Source organism: Nocardiopsis sp. RV163, from assembly GCF_001029525.1.
Taxonomy (GTDB): Bacteria; Actinomycetota; Actinomycetes; order Streptosporangiales; family Streptosporangiaceae; genus Nocardiopsis; species Nocardiopsis dassonvillei.
The window spans coordinates 43,732-67,482 of record NZ_LEKI01000010.1 but is presented as its reverse complement, the minus strand read 5'-3'; the positions used below and the strand labels follow the sequence as shown (position 1 = coordinate 67,482).

Here is a 23,751-nt window from a genome sequence, read left to right as displayed (position 1 = left end):
CTACGAGCTCCCGGCCGGGTGCGGATGCCCTTGGCCAGGCGTGTCGCGGACCCGGCGGGGCCCCTGGGGTGCGGGACGGTTGGAGGGACGTGTGCCATGGTGGATCACCTGGACCGCTGCGGGGGAATCGGGGCCGCTCTTCGGCGCGCCCCGCGTGCCTGGACCGGGACCGCGCCCCGTACGGCGCGTTCCCGCGCGCTGGCGTTCCTCGGTGCGGGAACGGGTGCGCGGTGTTCGTGTGTCATCGGGTTCACCTCGACCACTGGGTGAGCACGGAGGCGATGCGCTCCCCGGCGCGACCGTCCCACAGGGGCGGGGTGTCGCCGATCCGCTCCGGGCTGCGCCCGTGCAGGACCTTGGTGACGGCCTGGAGGAGGTCGGCCTCCGTGACGAGCTGGTTGGTGCCGTGGGTGATGGTGACGGGGCGCTCGGTGTTGGGGCGCAGGGTCAGGCAGGGGACGCCGAGGACCGTGGTCTCCTCCTGGACGCCGCCGGAGTCGGTGACCACGGCGGCGGCGCCGCGGGTGAGCGCGACGAAGTCGAGGTAGCCCAGGGGTTCGAGGAGCCGCACGCGCGGGTGGTCGCCGAGTCCGGCCCGGTCGAAGGCGGCCTTGCCGCGAGGGTGCACGGGCATGACCACGTCGGTGAGGTCGGCGATCTCGTGCAGGCGCTCGGCGAGGCGGGCGGCGGTGTCGGGGTCGTCCACGTTCGCGGGCCGGTGCAGGGTGGCGGCGACGTAGCGCTCGGGCAGGTCCAGGCGCTCGCGCAGGGCGCCGGCGTCGAAGCGGTCGAGGTTGCCCAGGAGGGTGTCGATCATGGGGTTGCCGACCAGGTGGACGCGGGAGGGCGGGACGCCCTCCGCGGCCAGGTGGCCGACGGCCTCCGGGCTGGTGGCGAAGCACACGTCGCTGAGCTGGTCGGTGACGCGGCGGTTGATCTCCTCGGGCATGGTGTTGTCGAAGGAGCGCAGCCCAGCCTCCACGTGGGCGACGGGGACGTGCAGCTTGGCGGCGACCAGGGCCGCGGCCACGGTGGAGTTGACGTCTCCGTAGACGACCACCATGCCGGGCCTGCGCCCGGTGAACTCCTTCTCCAGGCCCACCATGAGCGCGGCGGTCTGGGCCGCGTGGGAGCCCGAGCCGACGCCGAGGTCGACGTCGGGGGTGGGCAGGCCCAAGTCGCGGAAGAACACCGCGGACATGCGGTCGTCGTAGTGCTGGCCGGTGTGCACGACCGCCTGGTGCGCGCCCCGTCCGCGCAGGGCGGAGACCACGGGCGCTGCCTTGACGAAGTTGGGGCGCGCGCCGACGACGTGCACGATCCCGGTGTCCTGGCTCCCCAGGGGGGCACTCGTTGCCACGGCTCTCACGTTTCCTTCTGTTGGGGTGGTGTTCCCGCCGTGACCGGCGGGACTGGTGTGGTCCGGCGGCGTTCCTTGCCCGAGCCGTCCCGTCCGTGTCGCCGTGGTGTCACCGCACGGTCACGTCCGCGTGGTTGTGTGACTGACCGTGCATGACACCCAAGCTTCCGAATCCCAGGTTCCGCGTTCGCGCGCCCGCTGGCCGCGGGCGGCGACGTTCACCCTCTCGTTGGCCTGGCGACACCTGCGGGCCGAACCGGCCCGGCTGCCGCTGCTGGCGCTGCGGCTGACGCCCGGTCCGCCCCGGCGCGCGGTGCGCGCCCTGGCCTCCCGGGCGGGCGGCCGCGCCCGCGCCTACGCCCTGTGGGACCAGGGCCGGCGCGCGGACGCGCGCGAGGCGGTGCTCGCCGCGGCGAGCGGTGCCTCCCCCCGCCGGGTGGGCCGCCTGGTGGCGTCCTGCCTGGCGGCGGGAGACGCGGCCACCGCCCGGGAGCTGGTCGAACAGCTTCCGGAGGGCGCCCTTCGAGAGGCCGCGGAGCATCGGACTGCCCTGGCCACGGGACGCGCTGTCGCCGCGTCCCCGTCCACGTCGCCCGACCGTCACGCCATCACGTTAACCCGCGATCCACGAACGCCGCCCGACGCCACGGTGAACGCTCGGCGACCGGAGGCGTCGGAGGGTGAACGGTGGCGTGTGGCCGGGGACCCGGCGTCACCCGGAGCGGGTCTGCGGGTGCTGCACCTGGTGACCAACGCGCTGCCGCACACCAACGCGGGCTACACCCAGCGCACCCACAAGATCGCGGTCGCCCAGCGCGAGGCCGGGATGGACGTGCACGTGGTCACCAGGGCGGGGTACCCCCTGGTCAAGGGCGTTCCCGACCCGCGCACGCTGGTGCGGGTGGACGGCGTCCCCTACCACCGGCTCCTGCCCTGGACCGCGCCCGCCGACGCAGCCCGTGAGCTGGCCGCGGGGGTGCGGCTGGGTTCGGAGCTGGTGGAGGCGCTGCGGCCCGACGTGCTGCACGCCGCGAGCAACCACCACAACGCCCGCCTGGCCCTGGAGCTGGGCCGCAGGTTCGACCTGCCGGTGGTCTACGAGGTCCGGGGCTTCCTGGAGGAGTCCTGGCTCTCGCGCGACCCCTCGCGCAGCGTGGACGACGCCTTCTACCGGGCCGAGCGCGCGAGCGAGACCGAGTGCATGCTGGCCGCCGACCTGGTGGTCACCCTGGGCGAGGCGATGCGCGCCGACATCGAGGCGCGCGGCGTGCCGCGCGAGCGCCTGCTGGTGGTGCCCAACGCGGTGGACGCCTCCTTCCTGGCCCCGCTGCCGCCGGGCGCCGGGGTGCGCGCCGAGCTGGGGATCGGCGGTGAGGACTTCGTGGTGGGCACCACCACCAGCTGTTTCGGCTACGAGGGCCTGGACACCCTGCTGGAGGCGGTGGCCCTGATGCGCGAACGCGGTGGGGCGGCGCACGCCCTGGTGGTGGGGGACGGCCCCGAGCTGCCCGCCCTGCGCTCCTTGGCCGACTCGCTGGGTCTGGAGGGGGCCGCGCACTTCACCGGCCGCGTCCCGGCCGCGCGGGTGCGCGACCACCACGCAGCGCTGGACGTGTTCGCGGTGCCCAGGCGCGACGAGCGGGTGTGCCGTCTGGTCACCCCGCTCAAACCCGTGGAGGCCATGGCCGGCGGGCTTCCGGTGGTGGCCAGTGATCTTCCGGCGTTGCGAGAGATCGTGGAACCGGGAGTGACAGGAGAGTTAATTCCGGCAGGCGAATCGGCGACCCTAGCCGATGTGCTGACAAAACTCGCTTACAGTCGTGAAAAGCGGATCTCCTACGGTGGCGCGGGGCGCGATCTCGTCAGCGACCGCACCTGGGCCGAGGCCGCATACCGCTACAACCAGGCGTATCGGGTTCGGATTCGCGAAATGACCGAACCAGGCCAGAACCCGTAAGTGTGGACAACACGTGCCTACACTCAGACGTCTAACGCACTGAGCAATGGCAGTTCCCGCTATTTACGCCCGTTCACGAGATGAATGCGAGTGTGACCACGAGTGGATGCCGCAGCCTCCAACCCAGCCCTTGTCTCCGAGCAGACCGCCGGCGCGGTCAGCGACCTCGTCGTTCTCGGCCTCGGCTACGTCGGCCTGCCGCTGGCGGCCGAGGCCGTGTCCGCCGGCCTGAAGGTCACCGGTCTGGACGTGAGCAGCCGCGTCGTCGACGGGCTCAACAGCGCCGTCTCGCACGTGGACGACCTCTCCGCGGAGGACGTGCGCGGGATGCTGGACCGCGGTTTCACCGCGACCACCGACCCGGCCTGCCTGTCCGCCACGCGCACCATCGTGATCTGCGTGCCCACGCCCCTGTCGGCGGAGGGCGGCCCGGACCTGGGCGCGGTGACGTCCGCGGCCGAGTCGATCGCCGCCCAACTGCGGCCGGGCACCCTGGTCATCCTGGAGTCGACCACCTACCCCGGCACCACCGAGGAGGTGGTCCGCCCGCTGCTGGAGAGGTCCGGCCTGGTCGCGGGCGCCGACTTCCACCTGGCCTTCTCGCCCGAGCGCATCGACCCCGGCAACCCGACCTTCGGCGTGGCCAACACGCCCAAGGTGGTCGGCGGCCTGACGCAGGAGTGCGGGCAGGCAGCGGCGGAGTTCTACGGCGCCTTCGTGAACACGGTGGTGCGGGCGCGCGGCACCCGCGAGGCGGAGATGGCCAAGCTGCTGGAGAACACCTACCGCCACGTCAACATCGCCCTGGTCAACGAGATGGCCATCTTCTGCCAGGAGCTGGGCGTGGACCTGTGGGACTCCATCGCCGCGGCGGCCACCAAGCCGTTCGGCTTCCAGGCCTTCTACCCGGGTCCGGGTGTGGGCGGCCACTGCATCCCCATCGACCCGAACTACCTGTCGTACAAGGTCAAGACCCTCGGCTACCCGTTCCGGTTCGTGGAGCTGGCCCAGGAGATCAACGGCCGCATGCCCTCCTACGTCATCCAGCGGGCGCAGGAGCTGCTCAACGACTCCGGTCTGGCGCTGTCGCGCTCCAAGGTGCTGCTGCTGGGCGTCACCTACAAGGCCGACATCGCCGACCAGCGCGAGTCCCCGGCCCGGCCGGTGGCGCGCAAGCTGGCCGCCAAGGGCGCCACGCTGACCTACCACGACCCGCACGTGGAGTCCTGGCAGGTCGACGGCGTGGACGTGCCCAGGTCCACCGACCTGGACCGCGCACTGGCCGGGGCCGACCTGACCATCCTGCTCACCGACCACACCGAGTACCGGCCCAAGCGGCTGGAGGAGTACGCGCGGCTGCTCCTGGACACCCGGGGCGTACTGCGCCGCCCCGACCCCGAGACGGACTCCGCGGTCCCCTCGCAGGTAAGGCGCCACGTCACGCGGGAGGGCGTCGAGGTCCTGTGAGCTGAGCAACCGGTCCCGAAGGGCACGCCGATCCGCGAGCACACAGCGTTCATCGGCGTGCCCTTCGGCGTTCACCTTCCCCCGGCCGAAGGTTCACCCGCTGCACTCCGTGCGGCCACCGGGCTTTCCTCGGCGCGTCTTTCCCGTTGAATACCGTGACGAAGAGCTGACACCGCTCCGGCAGGAGCGGTCAGGCCGATCCGCCCGAGAGGGCCTCAGACGGCGACAGGTAGGTGAACTCGATGCACGCGCTCGTGGCCACGGTGGTGCACCACCCGGAGGACGCGCGGATCCTGCACCGGCAGATCCGCGCCCTGTTGGACGCCGGACACAGCGTGACCTATGTGGCGCCGTTCCGCGAGTGCGGGGTGACCCCGTGGTCGGAGCTGCGTTCGGTTGACGTGCCGCGCGCCTCGGGGCGCGAGCGGCTCGCCTCGCTGCGCGCCGCCCGCGCGGTCCTGGCCGAGCAGGCGCCCCTGGCCGACCTGCTCCTCTTCCACGACCCCGAACTCCTGCTGGCCCTGCCGTCCACACGCCCGGTGACGGTGTGGGACGTGCACGAGGACACGGCGGCGGCCCTGCTCACCAAGGCGTGGGTGCCCCGGTCGCTGCGGCGCCCGCTGGGCACGGTGGTGCGCTCCTTCGAGCGGCACGCGGAGCGGCGGATGCGGCTGATGCTGGCCGAGGAGGGGTACCGCTCCCGGTTCCGCATGGAGCACCCGGTCGTGCCCAACACCACCGACGTGCCGGAGTTCCCGGCGCGCGGACCGGGCGACGACCGGATCGTGTACCTGGGCCAGGTGTCCGAGGCGCGCGGGGCGCGCGAACTGGTGGAGCTGGGGCGCATGCTGCGCCCGCACGGCGTGCGCCTGGAGGTCATCGGCGGCGCCGACGCCGGGGTGCGGCCGCTGCTGCGCGGGGCCCAGCAGGAGGACGTCCTGCACTGGTACGGGTTCGTGCCCAACGACCGGGCGCTGAGGATCTGCGCGGGCGCCATGGCGGGGCTGAGCCTGCTGCACGACACGCCCAACTACCGGCACTCGATGCCGACCAAGGTCGTTGAGTACATGGCGCACGGCCTGCCGGTGGTGACCACGCCCAACCCGATGGCGCAGGAACTGGTGACCGGCCGCCCGGAGGGCCCTTCGGGCCTGGTGGTGCCGTTCGGCGACGTGTCGGCCGCGGCGGAGTCGGTGCTGCGTCTGCGCCGGGACGCGGAACTGCGCCGCGAGCTGGCGCGCACCGGGCACCGGATCGCGCGGTCCTCCTTCCACTGGCCGGTCCAGGCGCGCCTGTTCGTCGAACGCCTGGAGGCGTGGGCGGGCGAGGCCTCGGGCGAACCGCTGCACGTGGTGCCGCCCCCGCGGGGTCGTCAGCGCACTCCCGTGCATGATTGACCCCACTTCAAGCTCTCTAGGAAATATCTTCCTCGTCAACAAGTGTTGTGGTCCGTGTCGGAGCCGACTCCGCACGGCCCCCCGCCACACCACGAGCACGACCGAGGAAACACATGACCGACGCGCTGGTACTCGACAAGGCGGCCCAGGACCTGCTCTTCCGGGACGCCCGTACCGCCAACAGCTTCACCGACGAGCCGGTGACCGGGGAGCAGGTCCGCGCGATCCACGACCTGGTCAAGTACGGGCCCACCGCCATGAACAACCAACCCCTGCGAGTCACGGTGGTCCGCTCGGCCGCGGCCCGCGAGCGCCTCGTGCCGCACATGGCGGGCAACAACGCGCCCAAGACCTCGACGGCGCCGCTCACCCTGATCCTGTCCGCGGACTCCGACTTCCACGAGCACTTCCCGAAGACCTTCCCCGTCGCGCCCGACGCCCGGGACAACTTCTCCGGGATGCCCGTCGAGGCCCGCGAGAGCACGGCCCTGCAGAACGCGTTCCTCCAGATCGGCTACCTGCTCCTGGGCGTGCGCGCGGCCGGCCTGGCGGCCGGGCCGATGACCGGCTTCGACGCCGAGGGCGTGCGCCGCGAGTTCTTCGGCGAGGACTCCACGCTGCGGCCCCTGGTGGTCATGAACGTGGGCAGGCCGGGCCCGGACGCTTGGTTCGACCGCCTGCCGCGCCTTGAGTACGACGAGGTCGTCACCGAGGTCTGACCGGCGTTCCCGTCGGCCGCCGGACCCGAGGGGGCGCACGGCCGCCGGACGGGACAGCGTGTCGGAGGGCCGGGCGCCGAGGGGGCGCCCGGCACCCTCTGCGCGCGCTGACCCGGGCAGCCGCTACCCGTCCCGTTCGGCGGCGAGGAAGACCAGCAGGCACACGTCGTCGTCGCAGTCCTGGTACTTGACCATGACGTCCAGCAGGTCGTCGGCCGCCCTGTCCGGGCCGTCCCGCCAGTACGGCGGCCCCCCGAAGCCCTCCACCAGGCGCGCGATCCCGTCGTCGATGGACTCCCCGCGCCGCTCGATCAGGCCGTCGCTGTACAGCAGCAGCGCGGCGCCCGGAGGCAGTTCGACGGTGTGGTCGGTGTAGGTCAGCTCCACCGGCAGGCCGAGCATGCCGCCGGCCGACAGGGGGACCGCCTCCGCCCGGCCCTCGCCGTCGCGCCACAGCGGCGGCGGGTGCCCGGCCCCCGGCCATCACCACCTCGGGGTCCCCCGGCCGGAATCGCACGATGACCGCGGTCGCGAACAGGTCCGGTTCGAGGTGGCACAGCAGCCCGTGCAGGCGCTCCAGCAGCACGGCCGGGCTGCGCTCCTCCAGCGCGTACGCGCGCAGGGCCGTGCGCAGTTGGCCCATCATCACCGCGGCGTGGATGCCGTGCCCGGTGACATCGCCGACCACGCCGATGAACTCGCCGTCGCCCCGTGAGAAGACGTCGTACCAGTCGCCGCCCACGTTCATCCCGCGCGTGGCGGGCAGGTAGCGGGCCGTCATCTCCATCCCCGGGGTCTCGGGCAGCTCGGTGAGCATGGCCCGCTGGAGGGTGGCCGCCGTGTCGCGCTCGCGCTCGAAGCGGCGCGCGTTGTCCAGCGAGGCCGCCGCCCGGCGCGAGAGTTCGACCAGCACGACCTCGTCGTCGGCGTCCAGGGGGTCGGCGCGGCGCAACAGCAGCACCCCGAGCAGGCCCGACCCCGTGATCAGGGGAAGGGCGAGTTCTCCCTCCTCCGCCAGGGCGTCCGTCGGGTGCCGCCGGGCCGCGGCCAGGAGCACCGTCTCCGGCACGGCGGCCTCACGCTCCTGGGAGTCGCACAGGCCGCCGTCCTCGTCGGTGAGCCACACCTCGACGGAGTCGGCGCGCTCGGGCACGAGCAGGTCCCGAAGGCGGGCGAAGATCTCCGCCTGGTTCAGGGAGGTCATGAGCCGCGCGCTGGCCGTGGAGAGGAACGTGAGCCTGTTGCGGGCGGCCTCGGCCTGGTCCCGGGCCGAGCGCTCGGCCGCCAGGAGTCTGCGCTGCTCGTCGCTGGCCTCGGCGAGCTCCGCGTGCAGGGCGAGCACGCCCTGGTTGGTCTCCTCCAGCTCGCGCTGGTGCCACGCCAGCTCGCGTGCGCGTTCGGCCGCGACGGCGGCCACCCTCCCCGCGCGTTCGGAGGTGCGCAGCAGTTCCTCCGCCAGGAGTTCGGCGTCGGCTCCCCCGGGGCCCCCGCCCGCCGCGGCTCCCGCTTCGAGGGGCTCGCGGAGGGGCAGGTCGGACTGCCACCGGCTCTCTCCCGCGCCGTCGCGGACGGTGGCGCGCAGCACGAGCCCGTCCTCGGACAGGTCCACCGCCAGCGCGGCCGGGCCGCCGGGCCCCGCCGCGCGCAGCGCCCACGAGGAGGCGTCGTCCAGGAACTCCAGTTCGGCCTCGTCCCCGGCGCACGCGGCGTCGAGCACGCGCGCCACGGCCGCGCGTGCGCGCGCCGCGTCGACCGCGCCGCGGACCCGCAGGTCGAGCAGCGGTTGCGTCATCGTCCTCCCCTGTCAGGGCGTACGGTGTGCGTGACCACGGCGACGCTGGTGTCGTCGCGCAGCGGACGGGCTGCGCTGCCGGAGTCCCGGAACACCACTCCGGCCACGACCGCGGCGTCGTGGCCGGACAGGGCCTCGACGCCCTCGGGCTTCCATCGGCTCGGCACACCGTCGCTGTGCAGGATGAGCATGTCCCCCGGGGACCACCCCCTCCGTACCGGGACAGGCGTGCGCAGGGAGAAGGCCCCGACGATCCCGGGCCGGGAGAGCAGTGTCTCCCAGCGCCCGTCCCGGTACAGGCGCGCACCGATGTTGCCGACCCCGCAGAAGGTGAGGCGGCCCCGGGGCTCGTCGATCTCGACGATCGCCACGGCCGCCCCGCGCGTGCGCCGCAGGGCCTCGTGCAGTCCGCGCAACAGGATGTCGGGGGAGCCCCCCCTGCTGCCCGTGACGAAACGCGAGGCCACGTCGGCGGCTTCCGCGGCGGCCTCGCCGTGTCCGAGTCCGTCCGCGAGCATGACCGTGCGCAGACCCGCGCCGCTGCGGAAGGCGAGGGCGTCTCCGGAGAGCTTGTAGCCGCCCAGGGGGACGTGGATCCCGCCCGTGGCGGCGCGCGAGGTGAACAGGTCGCGTTCAGCGGGCCGGGCGAACCTCGCCACTGCCACCGTCCCCCTGCCCGGACTGCTCTGGGCCTCGAAGAAGTCGGCGGCGCGCGCGCACGCGCCGAGCCCCGAGCCCAGGGAGTCCTCGGACGTGGAGAAGCCGTCCCGCATGGCGCGCGGGAGGTCGGGGATGCCGGGACCGTGGTCCAGCGCGAGGATCTGCAGGGCCCGGGCCGTTCCCCAGGGCTCCCTGGCCTCCTCCGCCACCAGACGCCCGCCGCCGGCGTACCTGCACATGTTGGTCGCCAGTTCGGACGCGGCGAGTGCCGCGGCGTCCGCCGCGGCCCTGTCCAGACCGAGGCCGAGCGCGGCCTTCCGGACGGCCCCGGCCGCCTCGGACACGTGCGTGGCGTCGGTGACCGCCAGGTCCCAGACCCTGGTCATCGGGCTCCGCGTCCGTAGGGATCGGCCCAGGAGGTGATGGTGACCCTGGTCCCCCCTTCGGGAAGGTTCTCGATCTCGAACTCCTGCACGAGGCGCTTGGAGCCGCTCAGGCCCATACCCAGGCCGCCCGCGGTGGAGTAGCCGTCGGTCAGGGCCGTGTCCACGTCGGGGATCCCCGGCCCGGAGTCGACGAAGGACACGCGCAAGCCCTGTCCCGTCTGGCCGTGCACCACGCGGATCTCGGTGGATCCGCCCCCGCCGTGCAGGAGCGTGTTGCGGGCCAGCTCACTGGCCGCGGTCACGAGCTTGGTCTGCTGTACCAGGCCGAATCCGGTCTGCTGTGCCAAGGCACGAACCTGCTGACGGACCATCGTCAGGTCGGTGTCCCTGCGGATGGGCACGTGGATCGGCTCCGCGGAGGCCTGGCTCACGTCGCGCCCCGCTCCGGGTGTTCCCTGCGTTCGATGGTGACCCCGAAGCTGGCCGCCGCCTCGGTGACCGTCCGGGCGGTGTCCATGCCCGGCAGGGTCAGACCGAGCTCGACCAGGGTGATGGCCACCGCCGGGCGCATGCCGACCAGGACGGTCCTGGCCGCGAGGAGCCGAGAGGAGGCGGCCACCTCGGCGAGGACCCGTGCGAGGAAGGAGTCGACCATGTCGAGCGAGCTGATATCGATGATGAGTCCGCGCGAACCGGTGTCGGACACCGCGGCGGTCACGTCGTTCTGGAGGTCCACCGCGGCCTCGTCGGGGAGTTCTCCCTGGATGCTCACGAGCAGCAGTCCGCCGATGTCGAGGACCGGGATGGTGGGAGGGCTGGTCACGTACCTTTCCAATCAGCTCTCGGGGCCCTTGACGGACGACGCCTTGCTCTGTCGCCGCTCCAGGGCCCACTCCAGAGCGTCGGCCAGGCTGGCCCTGGTGGTGACCGGCCCCAGGTCCAGGCCGAGCTGGACGATGGTCTGGGCGATGGCGGGGCGGATGCCCGAGATCACGCACTCTGCTCCCATGAGCCGCGCCGAGGCGACGGTCTTCATCAGGTGCTGGGCCACGAGCGAGTCCACCGTGGACACTCCGGTGATGTCCAGGATGGCGATGGTGGCCTTGTGCTCGACGATGGCTTCCAGGAGGTTCTCCATCACCACCTGGCTGCGGGCGCTGTCGAGCATGCCGATCAGCGGCACGGCGACGAGGCGGTCCCAGAGCTTGACGACCGGGGTCGCCATCTCCAGGAGCTGCTGGCGCTGGCGCTGGATGATCTCCTGGTTCTCCTGGAGCATGCTCTCGACGACCATGACCCGCAGGGTGGCGAACAGGGTGAGGAGCTGGACTCGGATGTCGCACAGCTCCTCGGGGCCCGTTCCGGGGGCCTCCGCGACCAGCAGTTCCATCGCGGCCTCGCCCAGGACGCTGACCTCGCGGTCGACCTGCGCGGTCGACAGGCCCGACCTCGCGCGCGAGGCGGTCATGGCGACGAGCTGTTCGCGGACGGGGTGGAAGCCGGGGGCCTCCAGGTCGTCGACGCGCCCGCTCTCGGCGACCACCGCGAGGGAGTCCACGACGGCGTGGCACGCCTCGACGGCCTCGTCCCGGGTGACGGTGAACACCGTCTGGAAGAGGGGCAGGTCGGCCCAGCGCTGGGCGATCTGCTCCCTGCGGCGCCGGAGGAAGGCGGACACGATCCGCGCGCCCGACCCTGAGTGGTCGGATGCTCCGTCAGTCATACATCTCCTCGTGGTCCTGCGGGTCGCTGGAAGGGGTCAGTACGTTGTTTGCCGCGTGGCAATTGTCTACCAGATGGAGGACTGGTGGGAACGGGGACCGAAGGGGGCGCCGTGCCTACTCCGGTTCGCTCCGGCCCCGCCAGTCCAGGCATACCACCAGCGTGTCGTCGGCGGACTCTGTCCCGTCCTGGTAGTCGGCCAGGTGGCGCAGGACCTCCTGGGGGACGGACGAACTGGGCACGAGCCTGGTGGCCAGGATGGCCAGGGTCAGGGCCCGGGTTCCGAAGCTCTCCCCCTCGGACGGCCCCTTGGCGTCGAACACGCCGTCGCTGACGAACACCAGCCGGTCTCCGGGCTCGACACGGAAGCTCTCCGCGGTGTACACGGTGTCCTCGGCCATGCCCATCGGGAGCTGGGCCTCGAAGGGGACCTGCTCGACCCGGTCGCCGCGCAGGCGGTAGAGGATGGGTGATCCGGCGTCGACCGCCTGCACCTCCCCTGTGTCCAGATCGAAGCAGAGCAGGAGCACGTCAAGGTAGCGCTGCCCCCGGTAGTGGGCGTAGACGGCCTTGTCCGCCAGGGCGACCTGGTCGGCGAGCGAGATACCGCCGCGGCGGGCGTTGCGCAGGGCGTTGACCCCGAGACTGGTGAGCAGCGAGGCGTCGATGCCCTCGCCCATGCCGTTGGTCACGCCCAGGGTGAGCCGGTCCGGCGCGGCCGCCCAGTCGAAGTTGTCACCTCTTATGGAGTAGGCCGGTTCGAGCTGGGCGCCGATGCTGTACTCGGGGCACTCGAAGCCCCGGCCCGGCAGCAGGTCCCACTGGATCTCGGCGGCCAGGGTGAGGCGGTCCCTGCGGCGCAGCGCCCGGTAGACGTCGGTGTCGCGCTCGGCCACGAGGATCTCGTGACCGAGCAGCGTGGCGATCCTCTCCAGATCGGCGAGCACGTCCGCGGGGCAGTCGTTCGCATTCAGTTCGACGGTGAGAACGCCCAGCCGGTCGCCGCGGGCGCTCACCGGCAGGTGGACGGTGACGCCCTCGGTGCCGAAGCTGTCCTCGACGAAGGTCTCCTGGGCGCCGAAGACCCTGCCCACGACGCTGTTGAAGACGGAGTGCTCGACCGCGTACTCGCCAGGCGAGTCGGGGACGTGGCAGAGTACCTTGAGTCCGTAGTCAGCGAGGAAGAGCTCGGCGGACGCCACCGCGTAGCCCTCGGAGAGGACCGCGCGGAGGACCGTCATGAGCCGGTACGGCTGGGCCTCGCGAAGGGACCGGGCTACGGTCTCGTATCTGTTCACTGGAACGACCTGTGTTTTCTGTGCCGATTGGAGAAGTATCCCGCACACCGGCACGGGTACGGTCGGCGGGCGCGGAACGGGGCGTTCCGTTATGGTCGTAGAGTTACCCCATTTCCGATGCCGGATGGGTACAGCTCACGGACGCGACGTGTGAGAGTGGAAAGTGAGTCCTGAATCGCAGGAACCGACAGCCGAAGCAGCCCGTGCGGCCTCCACCGTCACCGAACTCATGGAAGTGCTCTGGGGGCGCGGCCGTGAGGTCGCCTCCTCACCGGTCTCTCCTCCGCAGCTCAAGGTCCTCTTCATCCTCGAGGAGGAGGACGGCGTGAACCTGCGTACGGTGACCGAGCGCCTGGGTTCCACCCCTCCATCCGTCAGCAGGCTATGCGACCGCCTCCAGGCGGTCGGCTTCGTGAACCGGACGCCGAGTCCGAACAGCCGTCGCGAACTGAGGCTCTGGCTGAGCGAGAGCGGCCGGACCTTCCTGCGCGACCTGAGAGCCCGGAGGGAGGCCGAACTCAACGAGGTCATCGCCCGCATGCCCCCGCGCAAGCGGGTGATGCTCCTGGAAGGGCTCATGTCCTTCCGCGAGGCGGCGAGCCGCTCCGAGGAACGCTCCGACAGCTCCGAACAGCCGGACTTCCGTACGGCCTGAGCCACCGGCGCGGACCGGGCGGGCGGTCCGGCGCCGCGCTTCGGTGGAACCCGGCGCACCCGCCCTGCCCTGGGCAGCCGCTGCCTCGGGACGGACTTCCCAACCGAAAACAATGCCGCCAGAGTCAACTATTGTCAAGCGGCAACAGTTTTCCGACACCGCACCGAGCCCCCGCCCGCCGTTTGGCGCACACACGCGAGAGGGGCCGGCCGCGCACCCGCTTGGGTTCTAGTGGTCGTTGCAACACCGATAATTAGTTGCTCGCTTGGAGCAGCTTAGCGAGGCGCTCGGCTGGGGTATCCCAGCCAGCCGAGCGTTTTGCGTGGGCGCCCGTTGAGCTGGACCGCCACCGCCTCCAGGTGCTCGAGTGAGTGCACCGGCAGGTCCGTGCCCTTGGGGAAGTACTGGCGCAACAGGCCGTTCGTGTTCTCGTTGAGCCCCGCTGCCAGGGGCTGGCCGGGCCGCAGAAGTAGACCGAGATGTCGGTGGTGGTGGTGGTGAACGCCCGGTGAGCAGCCATCTGCGAGCCCTGGTCCCAGGCCACCGAGCGCGCCGGATGCCGAGGCAGGGTCTGGACCGTCGCGGCCAGGGCATCGCGCACTTGCTCGGCGCTACGCCCGTGGGGCAGGTGCAGCAGCATCGTGTACCGGGTCGAGCGCTCCGCCAGGGTTCCGATGGAGAGGCGCCGCCGGAGCCGATGATCAAGTCGCCCTCCCGGTGGCCGGGCACCGCCCGATCCTCGACCTCGGCCTGGCGCTCGCTGATCATCACCATCGGATGCGCGAAACGCGGTTGGTGCTGCTGCGCCCGGCGGCGGGGCTTGCGGCGGGCACGGCCCGCCGCCGGGGTCGGCCGGGGGCTCAGATGATCGGCGGGCGTCCGGCGCGGGTCATCCTCCACGCGGTCGACCAGCTGATCGGGGTGCGCTGACCGGCCTCCTCGCGCCAGCCCTCCCGGAAGCCCCCGAACCACGAGCGCAGGGCGTCGCGGTCGCGCTCGCGCAGCACGGTCAGCCCCACCCAGGTGCCGAGGTAGGCCGCCGCCAGTGGCCAGGGCAGGTTGCGGCGGGCCAGCCACACCCGGTTGCGGGCGTTGAGCCGGTAGAAGTTCTCGTGCCGGGTCGGCGCCACCGCCGGGTGGTACATCACCGCGTCGGCGTCGTACTCGATCCCGTAGCCCGCGTCCATGATCCGCCAGGCGAGGTCGGTCTCCTCGTGCGCGTAGAAGAAGTCGCCCGGCAGCCCGCCCCCGGCTTCGAAGGCGGTGCGCCGGATCGCGCACGCCCCGCCCAGGAACGTGGTCACCACGCTCGACTTGCGGGAGTCGCCCACGCGCAGGCGCGGCACGTGGCGGCGCTGGTCGGGGCCGCCGTCGGGGTCGGCGATGCGGAAGGACAGCGCGCCCAGCGACGGGTCGGCGGCGAAGCGCTCGCGCACGTGGCGGGCCAGGTCCCTGGAGCGGTACCAGCCGTCGTCGTCCAGGAAGAGGATGATGTCTCCGCTGGTCGCGCGCACCCCGTGGTTGCGCCCCTCGGGGATGCCCACGTTCTCCGGCAGGCGGACCCGGGTGACGCCCTCGGGCAGCTCCGGCAGGTCCGCGCCGTTGCCGACGACCACGACCTCGACGTCCGCGTCCTCCTGCTCGAACACGCTGGTGATGGCCCGGCGCAGCTCGGCGGGACGGTTGCCCATCGTCAACAGGACGCAGGACAGGGTGGGCGCGGACACCTGGGGGCGGCTCCGTTCGGCTCTGGGCGCTGGGGAGACCGTCACCTCCGGCTTCTCCGGGCTCGGTGAGGACGGAATCACGGGTGTGGCCATGGTTGCGACCGTTCAGTGGACGAGGTGTTACTGCAAGGTTGACACACGGCCAACGATCGCAGGAACAGACTAACGAAAGAATAAAGGGAAGGTGGACGGGACCGTGGACAGGGTAACCTGCACGGCCCCGTTCGTGACGTCAACGTCATCGGCGCGTCGTTCGTGGCGCTCCGAACCGGTTCGGGCCGGGTGCGCCCGAACTGTCCGCGCTATTCGAGGCGGCGTGAGGCGAGCACGCTCACGAAGTGCGCGAAGCTCATCAGCACGCCCACCGCGGCGCACGCCGCGACCAGGAGCCGGGTGGCCGCCAGGTCGCCGAGGAAGGCGTCCACCACGGCCGCCACCACGACGATCAGGGACAGTTCCACGGCCTGGATGAGGCGGTGCACCATCAGCGCCGAGGCCAGGCGGCGGGCCAGGCTCAGGCCGGACGAGCGCGGACGCATCGCCTCGTCCGAGACCTTCTCGGGCAGGCCCGCCTTGGCGCGCGCCACCACCACGTTGTCGGTCTCGGCCTTGATGAGCGCCACGCCGATCGCCGCGGCCATGCCCAGGATCACCCAGCCGCCCGCCTCCCACTCGCCCTGGGCGCGCACGCCCAGGCCGACGAGGAGCGCGATCTCGGACACGTAGTGGCCGATGCGGTCCAGGTAGATCCCGGCCACGCTGGTGCGTCCGGTGTAGCGGGCCACCTCGCCGTCGGAGCAGTCCAGCAGCAGGTACACCTGCACGAACAGCGCCGCCGCGATCGCCGACCACAGGCCGCCGAAGGCGACCACGACCCCGGCGAGCACGCCGAAGGCCATCATCAGGTAGGTGATCGGGTTGGGGGGGACGCCGAGCCGGACGAAGAACGTGGTCAGGTACGGGGACAGGTCGCGCATGTAGAGGCGGCCCGCCCAGTGCTCCTCGTTCGTCCTCTCCTTGATGCCGGCGGGCTGGCCGCCCGCGCGGACCTCAGCGACCGACGGCTTCGACATAGTCCTTGACGCTCCGTCCGATCTCGTCCTCGGAGAGGTTCAGGTGTTCCAGGATGGTGAACCGGCCCGGACGGGTGTCCGGGGCGTGGACCACCGCCCGTGCGAACTCCGCCTCGTCGAGTCCGACGTCGGAGGGCACGACGGGCAGCTCGTGGCGGATCAGGCAGTCGCGGATCTCGTTCATCCGCGCCTCCGACCAGTCCAGGTGCCGCACCCGCAGGAAGGACGCGTACAGCGCGCCCAGCCCGGCGAGCTCGCCGTGGTTGCTGGTGCCCGGGTGGAGCTGGGTGACCGCGTGCAGGATCTCGTGGCACGCGCCGCTGGCGGGGCGGCTGGAACCGGCCACCGACATGGCCATGCCCGAGAGCACCAGGCCCTCGGCCAGCACCGTGAGGAAGGCCTCGGACTCCACCGAGTCCGGGCGGTGCAGGACCGCCTCGGCGGCGACCCTGGCGAAGGTGACGGACATGCCGTCCACCGGCTCGCCGTTGACCCGGCCCGCCAGCTCCCAGTCCTCGATGGCGGAGATGTTGCTGACCACGTCGCCGATGCCCGAGCGCACCAGGTGCGAGGGGGCCGCCCGGACGTAGTCGACGTCGATGACCACGGCGATGGGCATGGTCACGCCGATGGAGGGCTTGCCGCCCTCGTGCTCCAGCGAGCTGACCGGCGAGGCGATGCCGTCGTGCGCCAGGTTGGTGGCCACGGCCACCATCGGGATCCCCGCCATGGTGGCGGCGAACTTGGTCACGTCGATGGTCTTGCCGCCGCCGATCCCGGCGACCGCCTCGTAGGCGCCCGAGCGGAGCTTCTTGCCCAGCTCGGTCGCGGCGTCGACGGTGCCCTCCTCGACGTGGAAGACCTCGCAGTTGGGCAGGTCCAGCTCGGAGGCGATCTGCGCCCCCTGGCCCGGGCCGACGGCCACGGCGATGCGGCCCTCGGTGGCGATCCTGCGGTCGGCGAGCAGCGTCCCGAGGGAGGCGACGGCTCCCCGGCGCACGTCGATCGCCAGCGGGGAGGGGAGCATGCGGGCTAGTAGCGGCATGCGATCTCCCTCGCCTTGGCCAGGTCGTCGTGGTTGTCGACCTCGACCCAGTCCACCTCGCCGATCGGCGCCACGGCGACCTTCTCACCGCGGTTGACCAGCTCCTGGTAGCCGTCCTCGTAGTACAGCTGGGGGTCGCGCTCCCAGGTGGCCTTGAGGGCGTCGGCCAGACGGGCGTCCAGGGAGCCCTCGATGAGGGTGGCGCCGATGTACTCGCCCGCGGCGGTGGCCGGGTCCATGAGCTTGGTGATCGTGCGCAGGTGGCCCTCCTCGTCGAGGGTCACCTTCATCTCCTCGTCGGCGAGGCTTTTCACACTGTCCACCGCGAGGAGCAGTTCCGGTCCCCGCGCTGCGAGTAGCGTTTCCTCGACGCTCACGGGGTGAACCGTGTCGCCGTTGACCAGGAGGACGCCCTCGGAGAAGAACTCGCGCGCGGTCCACAGGGAGTAGGCGTTGTTCCACTCCTCGGCCTTGTCGTTGTGGCTGAGGGTGAGCTTGACGCCGTGGCGCTCCTCCAGGGCCTCCTTGCGCGCCTCGACCGCCTCCGCGCGGTAGCCGACCACGACGACGACGTCGGTCAGCCCGGCCGCGGCCAGGTTGCGCAGCGAGATGTCCATGATGGTCGTCTCACCGTCGACGGGCACCAGCGCCTTGGGCAGGGTGTCGGTGTAGGGGCGTAGACGGCGCCCCGCGCCTGCGGCGAGAACCATTCCGAGCATGAGGGCGTGTTCCTCCTTAGTCGGGGAGGGCTCTCACGCCTCCCCGTTCGTTCCGGCGGCCGGTTGGCCCCCGTCTGCGTGGCCTGGTCGGGGGATCCGCGGATCCCCCGGGTCCGTGTCGCCCTCGCCGGGGGCGGCGCTGGCACGTACGTCGGCCACCGGTGTCGCGCTCCAGGTGCGCACGGCCTCGCGGACGAGCAGCACCGCCAGGTATCCGGCGAGTATGCCGTAGGCGGGGGCGAGCGCGTGCAGCGCTCCTCCGACCGCGATGACGAGCATGCGGCCGTCCCAGCCGAGGGCCGCGGCGCGCACCCCTGCGGGGCGGGCCGCGCCGACCTCGGGACGGGCCACGTCGTCGCCGTGGTGACAGGCGACCGCCATCAAGAGTACGAACACCAGTGGACCCGGTACACCGGACGCCAGCCCCAGGACCGCCAGGTATCCGTACTCGGTGACGCGCAGGACGGGTGGCACGAGCCAGTCGAACCGTCCGTCGTGGGGATGGCCCGAGGCCAGTCCGGACAGTAGCAGGGCAGCGACCGGTGCGAACAGGGTAATGCCTGCCAGCCGTCCGTGGCCTGCCGCAAGGAGCGTTCCGACGACCAGGAGTCCGGTGAGCGCCGTGAGCAGGGGCGGCGCTCCCCCCGGGGCGATCCGGCCGAGCAGCAGCGCCATGTGACTGTCATCACGAAGAAATCGCAGTTCGGGACGGATCGGGTCGTACCTGCCCCGGGTCGGCGCCCCCCGCGCGGCGCTCGCGTTCACCGTCGGCTCCGCGCGGGATCGGCGAGTTGGGCGGTGGCCGCGACGACGCAGCCGACGACGAGGGTGACGAAGGCGACGCGCGCGTCCCAGAGCGTGGCGGTCACCGCGATGGCCAGGAAGCGCGCGGGTTGGGGGAAGTCCGCGATCCGGCGCAGGGGCGAGGGGGCGGCGCGGTCGCCGGTTCCGGCGTCGGCGCGGTCCCGGTCGCAGGCCCCGTTCGGGGAAGCCCCGGGGCGGGCCCCCTCCCCGGGGCTTCCGTGCGAGGGGGTTCCGCGCCCGACGGCCCCGTTCACCGGGGCGCCGTTCGCGGGGACGGCGTTCACCGCGTGCCCGTTCACCGCCGCCGCGTCGGCGCGGGCCCCGGCGGGGGCGCGGACCGGGCGCGAACCGCCCGTTGTGCCGTCGACCACAGTGGCGCCGAACAGTCGCGCGGTCAGACCGGGATCGCTGGCGCGCGGCCCCTGGGGCGGACGGGGCGCCAGACCCCCCAGGAGGCCGCCAGCGGGCCCCTGGGCGGACGACGGGGGTCTTCTTCGGTCCGGCACCGGCTCGGAGACGGCCGGAGCGGACCCGGCCGCCAGGAGCGAGTCGCGCAGGGCCAGGGCGACGAGCGCGCCCGCGGCCCACCCCCAGGCCCCGCCGATCCCGGCGGCCGCGGCGCCCGCCGCCAGGCCGAGGTAGACCGCGTACTCGCGCAACTGCGACAGCATCGCCGCGAGCCACAGGGTGAGGGCGTCGTGCCGGTCGGCACGCATGCGCTCGCGGACCGCGTCGCAGAACAGGACCGCGCCGAGGAAGGCCGAGCCCGCCAGGCCGCCGACCGCGTCGGCGCGGGAGAACCAGACCGCCGCGCCGACGGCGCCCAGGACTCCGATTCGGGCCATCCCGGCACGGGTGACGTGTCGGCGTTCGAGCATCCGCGCGGCCAGCCGCGCCACGGTGCCTCTGCGGGCCATGGACGTGTCCTCTCCCAGCTCTGATGGGAGACACCGTTTCTCACTCCGAGTAACGGTTCAATCACTGACACACGCGGGGGTCGTCGCGACGGGACGGGACGGCGCGGGCTCCTGTCCGGACATGCGGTGAAACGCCGGACGCGCACCGCCGGACGGACTCCGGTGGTGCGCGTCGGTGCGTCAGCGCGTCAGGCGGGCCCGGGCGGCTCAGGCCGCCTGGCCGCCGTCGCCGCCGTCGTTGTCGGCTTCGGCGGCCTTCCTGGCCTTGTCCTCCGCGCGCTTCTTCTTCTCGGCGTCGCGCTTCTTGCGCTCCTCGATCTCCGCCTGGGTGTCGTCGTTGTAGGCGGCGAGCGCGGCGTCGATGTCGGTGTCCAGGGCCAGTCCGCCGTCCTTGACGTAGAGCCCGCGGTTGCAGAACCGGCGCAGGTCCCTCTCGCTGTGCGACACCAGGACCATCGTGCGCTGGTTGGCCAGCATGCGGTCGATGGCCTCGTAGCACTTGCGCTTGAAGGCCTTGTCGCCGACCGCGAGCACCTCGTCGACCAGCATGATCGGGTGCTCCAACTGGGAGATCAGCGCGAAGCCGAGCCGGACCTTCATGCCGCTGGAGTAGTGGCGCACCGGGGTGTCCACGAACTTGGGCTTGATCTCGGCGAAGTCGACGATCTCGTCGAAGCGCTCGTCGATCTGCTTCTCGGTCATCCCGTGCAGGGAGCCGACGAGGTACACGTTCTCGCGGCCGGTCAGGTTGTCGTTGAACCCGGCGCGCAGCTCCAGCAGCGGGGCGACCTTGCCGTGGACGTGCACCTCGCCCTCGTCGGGGATGAGCACCCCGGCGATCAGCTTGAGCAGGGTCGACTTGCCGGTGCCGTTCTTGCCCACGATGCCCACGCACTCACCGCGTCCGATCTCGAACGCGACGTCGCGCAGCGGCCAGAACTCGTCGCCCTCGGCGTTGGGGTCGCGCTTGGTGCCGTGGATGAACATCTCGCGCAGGCTGCGCTTGCGCCGGCGGTTCACGGCGAACTTGACGCCGAGGCCCTTGGCCTCGATGACCGGACCGGTGGTCCCGGCGCCGTAGGTCGTCTGCGCCATCACAGCTCCTTCAGGACGGACATCTCCAGACGGCGGAACGTCCAGTATCCGATGATCAGCATGAGGACCGAACCGACCACCGACGAGGTCAGCGCGAGCGCGCTCGGGGTGAGTTCGTCGAACCCGGCGAACCACACGGCACGGTGCATCTCGAAGATACCCAGCAGCGGGTTCAACTGGAAAAGTGTCTTCGCCCACTCCGGGACGCTGGGCTCGGTGAGCACCAGCGAGGCGGGGAAGAGGACCGCCGAGCCGTAGAACAGGATGCGCGAGGCGATGCGCACGAGGCGCTCGACGTCGCGCAGCAGCACGTTGACCGCGGACAGGAACAGGGTGAGGCCCAGGCCGAAGACGAACTGGAGCACGACGGCCAGCGGCAGCCACACCAGCACACCCTCCCACGAGGGCCTGCCGCCGAGGAAGACCACGAAGAGGATCAGCACGGGCCAGGTGAGCAGGTACTCGACGAACTTCGTGCCGACCGTGGCGATGGGGAAGATCTCCCGCGGCACCTTCATGGTGGTGATCAGCTTGGCGTGCGTGATCATCGCGCGGGGGGCCTCGGACAGGATCGCCCCGAAGGTGTTCCAGGGCAGGATCCCCGCCACCAGGAACAGCAGGAAACCGCCCTGTGCCAAGGCCTCCGGCGGCATACCCCGTTCGGCGTTGAGGATGACGCCGAAGACGACGAAGTAGACCATGGTCAGAGCCAGCGGCTCCAACATCGTCCACGCGTACCCCAGTACGGACTGCTGGTACTTGACCTTCAGGTCGCGCCGGACCAGGAGGCCGACGACCTTCCGGTGCTCCCAGACGGCCAGCGCCCTTGACGCCACCGCCACCTCCAAGGGTTGATGTCTCCGTCCGGCCCACGCTGAGGCCGGACGGGCGTGCTCGTACTCGCCTGTGCGCACCGGCCGACATACGCGGTCCACCCCGTACGGAGTACCGAAACGGGGGAGCGTGTCCGGGCGACCGGGGGATGTCACGGACCGCGCCCGGTTCAACGACCGCTTCTGGGAGGAGGTCGGCACCGGGCACGCCATACAGGCGTCCATAGGTTACCGCTGCGAACGACGGGCCGTGCCACCCCTCCTGTCACCAATGCGCGTTTTGTACCTTCGCCCAGGGAGGCAGGAAAAGGCGTGCGGAGGCCGCGCGGAGGGCGGAGCGGCGTGTGGAACGGACCGCCGCGCCGGTCGGGGGCGCCGTTCGGCGGGCCGTCGGCTAGCCTCGGCCGGGAGCGCACCGGGCCGCGGAGGGCGCGGGACCACGGGCCGCACGGTTGTCGTTGGGCAGCACGGTGTCGGCGGGCTCCGGGAACCCCCTGTACATCCAGGAAACCCGAACGCGACCGGGCGCACCAGGGGTATCCGGCCGCTGTGGACGGCGGCCGTGGACGACGGAAGAGGTGGAGCCATGCGTCCGCGCGTGATCGCGGCGGTTCTGGCCGGAGGGGTGGGCGCTCGGATGGGCGCGCCCGCGCCCAAGCAGCTGCTGCCCCTGGAGGGCCGACCCATCCTGGAGCACGCGATCGCCGCTTTCGAGGCGTGCCCGGACGTCGACGAGATCATCGTGCTCATGGTGGAGGAGTACCTCGACCGGGTCCGGGACATCGTCGACGCGGCCGGGTTCACCAAGGTCACCGCGGTGCTGCCCGGCGGAGCGACCCGCACGGGCACCTCCCTGGCCGCCCTGGCCGCGATGGACGGCGCCGCCGACACCGACCTGGCTCTGCTGCACGACGCCGCGCGCCCGCTCGTGAGCCCGGCCGTCATCAGCGCGTGCGTGGCGGCGCTGGTGGAGGCGGGCGCGGTCGGGGTGGCGGTGCCCAGCGCCGACACCGTGGTGCGGGTGGCGCCCGGCGGCTCCGGCGGCGAGGTCGTCGCGCAGGTCCCCCCGCGCGCGGAGCTGCGCAGGATGCAGACCCCGCAGGGCTTCCGCCTCGGCGTGGCCCGCCGCGCCTACGAGCTGGCCGCGGCCGACCCGGACCTGGTGGCCACCGACGACTGCGGCGTGGTGCTGCGGTACCTGCCGGAGGAGGAGGTGCGGATCGTGCCCGGAGAGGAGACGAACGTCAAGGTGACGAACCCGGGCGACGTGGAGGTCGCCGAGACGCTGCTGCGCCGCTCGCGCGAGCGCGCCGCCCTGTCGGAGGCGGACGCGTGAGCCGGGTCTTCGAGGCGACAGAGGTGATCGGGCACCGCGGCGCGGGGCGCGGCGTGGTGGACGGCGCCCGGGAGAACACGCCGGAGTCCTACGCCGCGGCGGCGCGGGCCGGGGCGCACTGGGTCGAGATCGACGTGCGCCGCACCGCCGACGACGCGCTGGTGCTCTACCACAACGCCGCCCTGGACGACGGCCGCGCGGTCGTGGAGCTGACCGCGCGCGAGTGCGCCGATGCCGGGCTGGTCGGCCTGGAGGAGGGCCTGGCCGCGATCCCGGCCGGGGTGGGCCTGGACGTGGACGTCAAGTCGGTGATGGAGGACGCGGTCGACGCCCCCTCGCGCCGGACGGTCTCGCTGCTCCTGCCGTACCTGCGCGGGGAGGCCGGGCGCCGCCGGGTGTTCGTCTGCTCCTTCGACCCGGGCGTCCTGCTCGCCGTCCGCGAGGAGGTTCCGGCGGTGCCCACGGCGTGGATGCCGTTCGTGCGCAACCCGCTGGACCAGGCCGTGGCGGGCGCCGCCGGGATGGGGTGCCCGGTGGTGGCGATCGACGCGCGCTCGTTCGGGCTGTCCGGTGACGCTCCCCGCCCGGACCGCCGGTCGGTGGAGTACACCGTGGACCTGGCGCACCGGGCGGGGATCGAGGTCGTCTCCTGGTGCCCGGACCCGGTGGACGCGGCGCGGTTCGCCGAGGCGGGGATGGACGCGGTCGTGGTGGACGACGTCCCCGGGACGGTGTCCGCGCTCAAGGGCGGGGCCTGCGCGGGGTCCTGAACCGGGCTCCCGTCCCGCC

At 72.2% G+C, this 23,751-nt stretch carries 22 protein-coding genes and 2 pseudogenes; 7 read left to right on the top strand and 17 right to left on the bottom strand.

Translation table 11 applies throughout. From position 1 onward, the window contains the following. Window positions 1-250 precede the first annotated feature (250 nt). A complete protein-coding gene (gene wecB, locus ABD54_RS03660; protein ID WP_047867970.1) occupies window positions 251-1,360 on the bottom strand; it encodes a non-hydrolyzing UDP-N-acetylglucosamine 2-epimerase in 1,110 nt (369 codons plus the stop codon). Between the two features lie 229 nt (window positions 1,361-1,589). Here wecB and ABD54_RS03655 point away from each other — a divergent pair, with 229 nt between their 5' ends. The 4 genes from ABD54_RS03655 to ABD54_RS03640 all read left to right on the top strand — a co-directional run bounded on the left by ABD54_RS03655 (window position 1,590) and on the right by ABD54_RS03640 (window position 6,900). Beyond that, a complete protein-coding gene (locus ABD54_RS03655; protein ID WP_082166679.1) occupies window positions 1,590-3,317 on the top strand; it encodes a glycosyltransferase family 4 protein in 1,728 nt (575 codons plus the stop codon). Window positions 3,318-3,419: 102 nt separating this feature from the next. Then, the gene (locus ABD54_RS03650; protein ID WP_047867972.1) at window positions 3,420-4,784 is read left to right on the top strand and encodes a nucleotide sugar dehydrogenase; all 1,365 of its coding nucleotides are present in this window, start codon (window positions 3,420-3,422) and stop codon (window positions 4,782-4,784) included. 242 nt (window positions 4,785-5,026) lie between these two features. Then, complete coding sequence (locus tag ABD54_RS03645) at window positions 5,027-6,181, top strand: glycosyltransferase (protein WP_047867973.1); 1,155 nt, start codon at window positions 5,027-5,029, stop codon at window positions 6,179-6,181. Window positions 6,182-6,294: 113 nt separating this feature from the next. Beyond that, a complete protein-coding gene (locus ABD54_RS03640; RefSeq protein ID WP_047867974.1) occupies window positions 6,295-6,900 on the top strand; it encodes a malonic semialdehyde reductase in 606 nt (201 codons plus the stop codon). 123 nt (window positions 6,901-7,023) lie between these two features. Here the strand turns inward: ABD54_RS03640 and ABD54_RS29330 are convergent, their stop codons facing one another. The 7 genes and pseudogenes from ABD54_RS29330 to ABD54_RS03610 form a co-directional block, all read right to left on the bottom strand. Further along, entirely contained in the window at window positions 7,024-7,317 is a 294-nt protein-coding gene (locus tag ABD54_RS29330; RefSeq protein ID WP_268778172.1) for a SpoIIE family protein phosphatase, read from the bottom strand. A gap of 121 nt (window positions 7,318-7,438) precedes the next feature. Further along, window positions 7,439-7,546, bottom strand: a pseudogene (locus tag ABD54_RS29325) (hypothetical protein); the annotation flags it as partial. 1,142 nt (window positions 7,547-8,688) lie between these two features. Next, complete coding sequence (locus ABD54_RS03630) at window positions 8,689-9,738, bottom strand: SpoIIE family protein phosphatase (RefSeq protein WP_047867999.1); 1,050 nt, start codon at window positions 9,736-9,738, stop codon at window positions 8,689-8,691. Then, window positions 9,735-10,169 (bottom strand): anti-sigma regulatory factor, encoded by a 435-nt coding sequence (locus tag ABD54_RS03625; RefSeq protein WP_047867977.1) that lies wholly within the window; start codon window positions 10,167-10,169, stop codon window positions 9,735-9,737. The genes ABD54_RS03630 and ABD54_RS03625 overlap by 4 nt, the downstream gene beginning before the upstream one ends. Next, entirely contained in the window at window positions 10,166-10,561 is a 396-nt protein-coding gene (locus tag ABD54_RS03620; RefSeq protein WP_047867978.1) for an STAS domain-containing protein, read from the bottom strand. The genes ABD54_RS03625 and ABD54_RS03620 overlap by 4 nt, the downstream gene beginning before the upstream one ends. A 12-nt stretch (window positions 10,562-10,573) precedes the next feature. Then, the gene (locus tag ABD54_RS03615; protein ID WP_047867998.1) at window positions 10,574-11,461 is read right to left on the bottom strand and encodes an STAS domain-containing protein; all 888 of its coding nucleotides are present in this window, start codon (window positions 11,459-11,461) and stop codon (window positions 10,574-10,576) included. Window positions 11,462-11,576: 115 nt separating this feature from the next. After that, on the bottom strand, window positions 11,577-12,701 hold the full coding sequence (locus tag ABD54_RS03610) for a PP2C family protein-serine/threonine phosphatase (protein WP_047867980.1): 1,125 nt from the start codon (window positions 12,699-12,701) through the stop codon (window positions 11,577-11,579). Between the two features lie 286 nt (window positions 12,702-12,987). On the opposite strand from ABD54_RS03610, the gene ABD54_RS03605 reads away from it, so the two are divergent. Then, window positions 12,988-13,413 (top strand): MarR family winged helix-turn-helix transcriptional regulator, encoded by a 426-nt coding sequence (locus tag ABD54_RS03605; protein ID WP_047867981.1) that lies wholly within the window; start codon window positions 12,988-12,990, stop codon window positions 13,411-13,413. Window positions 13,414-13,666: 253 nt separating this feature from the next. Here ABD54_RS03605 and ABD54_RS28785 read toward each other — a convergent pair. The 9 genes and pseudogenes from ABD54_RS28785 to ABD54_RS03565 all read right to left on the bottom strand — a co-directional run. Further along, window positions 13,667-14,250, bottom strand: a pseudogene (locus ABD54_RS28785) (IS30 family transposase); the annotation flags it as partial. 23 nt (window positions 14,251-14,273) lie between these two features. Beyond that, a complete protein-coding gene (locus ABD54_RS03600) occupies window positions 14,274-15,140 on the bottom strand; it encodes a glycosyltransferase family 2 protein (RefSeq protein WP_047867982.1) in 867 nt (288 codons plus the stop codon). Window positions 15,141-15,442: 302 nt separating this feature from the next. Further along, window positions 15,443-16,213, bottom strand: coding sequence for a CDP-alcohol phosphatidyltransferase family protein (locus ABD54_RS03595; RefSeq protein WP_047867983.1), 771 nt, complete (start codon window positions 16,211-16,213; stop codon window positions 15,443-15,445). Further along, a complete protein-coding gene (locus tag ABD54_RS03590; protein WP_047867984.1) occupies window positions 16,191-17,240 on the bottom strand; it encodes an iron-containing alcohol dehydrogenase family protein in 1,050 nt (349 codons plus the stop codon). Before ABD54_RS03590 ends, ABD54_RS03595 begins: the two co-directional genes overlap by 23 nt. Window positions 17,241-17,245: 5 nt before the next feature. Further along, window positions 17,246-17,977, bottom strand: coding sequence for a sugar phosphate nucleotidyltransferase (locus ABD54_RS03585; RefSeq protein WP_013154871.1), 732 nt, complete (start codon window positions 17,975-17,977; stop codon window positions 17,246-17,248). A 33-nt stretch (window positions 17,978-18,010) separates the two neighbouring features. Then, window positions 18,011-18,742 (bottom strand): DUF5941 domain-containing protein, encoded by a 732-nt coding sequence (locus ABD54_RS03580; RefSeq protein WP_047867985.1) that lies wholly within the window; start codon window positions 18,740-18,742, stop codon window positions 18,011-18,013. Continuing rightward, window positions 18,739-19,698 carry a hypothetical protein gene (locus tag ABD54_RS03575; protein WP_047867986.1) on the bottom strand — a complete coding sequence of 320 codons (960 nt, stop codon included), beginning with the start codon at window positions 19,696-19,698 and terminating at the stop codon, window positions 18,739-18,741. The genes ABD54_RS03580 and ABD54_RS03575 overlap by 4 nt, the downstream gene beginning before the upstream one ends. Before the next feature lie 207 nt (window positions 19,699-19,905). Beyond that, complete coding sequence (locus tag ABD54_RS03570) at window positions 19,906-20,793, bottom strand: ABC transporter ATP-binding protein (RefSeq protein ID WP_047867987.1); 888 nt, start codon at window positions 20,791-20,793, stop codon at window positions 19,906-19,908. Then, window positions 20,793-21,641: an ABC transporter permease gene (locus tag ABD54_RS03565; RefSeq protein WP_047867988.1), complete on the bottom strand. Its 849-nt coding sequence runs from the start codon at window positions 21,639-21,641 to the stop codon at window positions 20,793-20,795. The genes ABD54_RS03570 and ABD54_RS03565 overlap by 1 nt, the downstream gene beginning before the upstream one ends. Before the next feature lie 571 nt (window positions 21,642-22,212). Between ABD54_RS03565 and ABD54_RS03560 the strand changes: the two genes are divergently transcribed. Beyond that, window positions 22,213-22,962, top strand: coding sequence for a 2-C-methyl-D-erythritol 4-phosphate cytidylyltransferase (locus ABD54_RS03560; RefSeq protein ID WP_047867989.1), 750 nt, complete (start codon window positions 22,213-22,215; stop codon window positions 22,960-22,962). After that, on the top strand, window positions 22,959-23,732 hold the full coding sequence (locus ABD54_RS03555) for a glycerophosphodiester phosphodiesterase (protein WP_047867990.1): 774 nt from the start codon (window positions 22,959-22,961) through the stop codon (window positions 23,730-23,732). The genes ABD54_RS03560 and ABD54_RS03555 overlap by 4 nt, the downstream gene beginning before the upstream one ends. Window positions 23,733-23,751 lie beyond the last annotated feature (19 nt).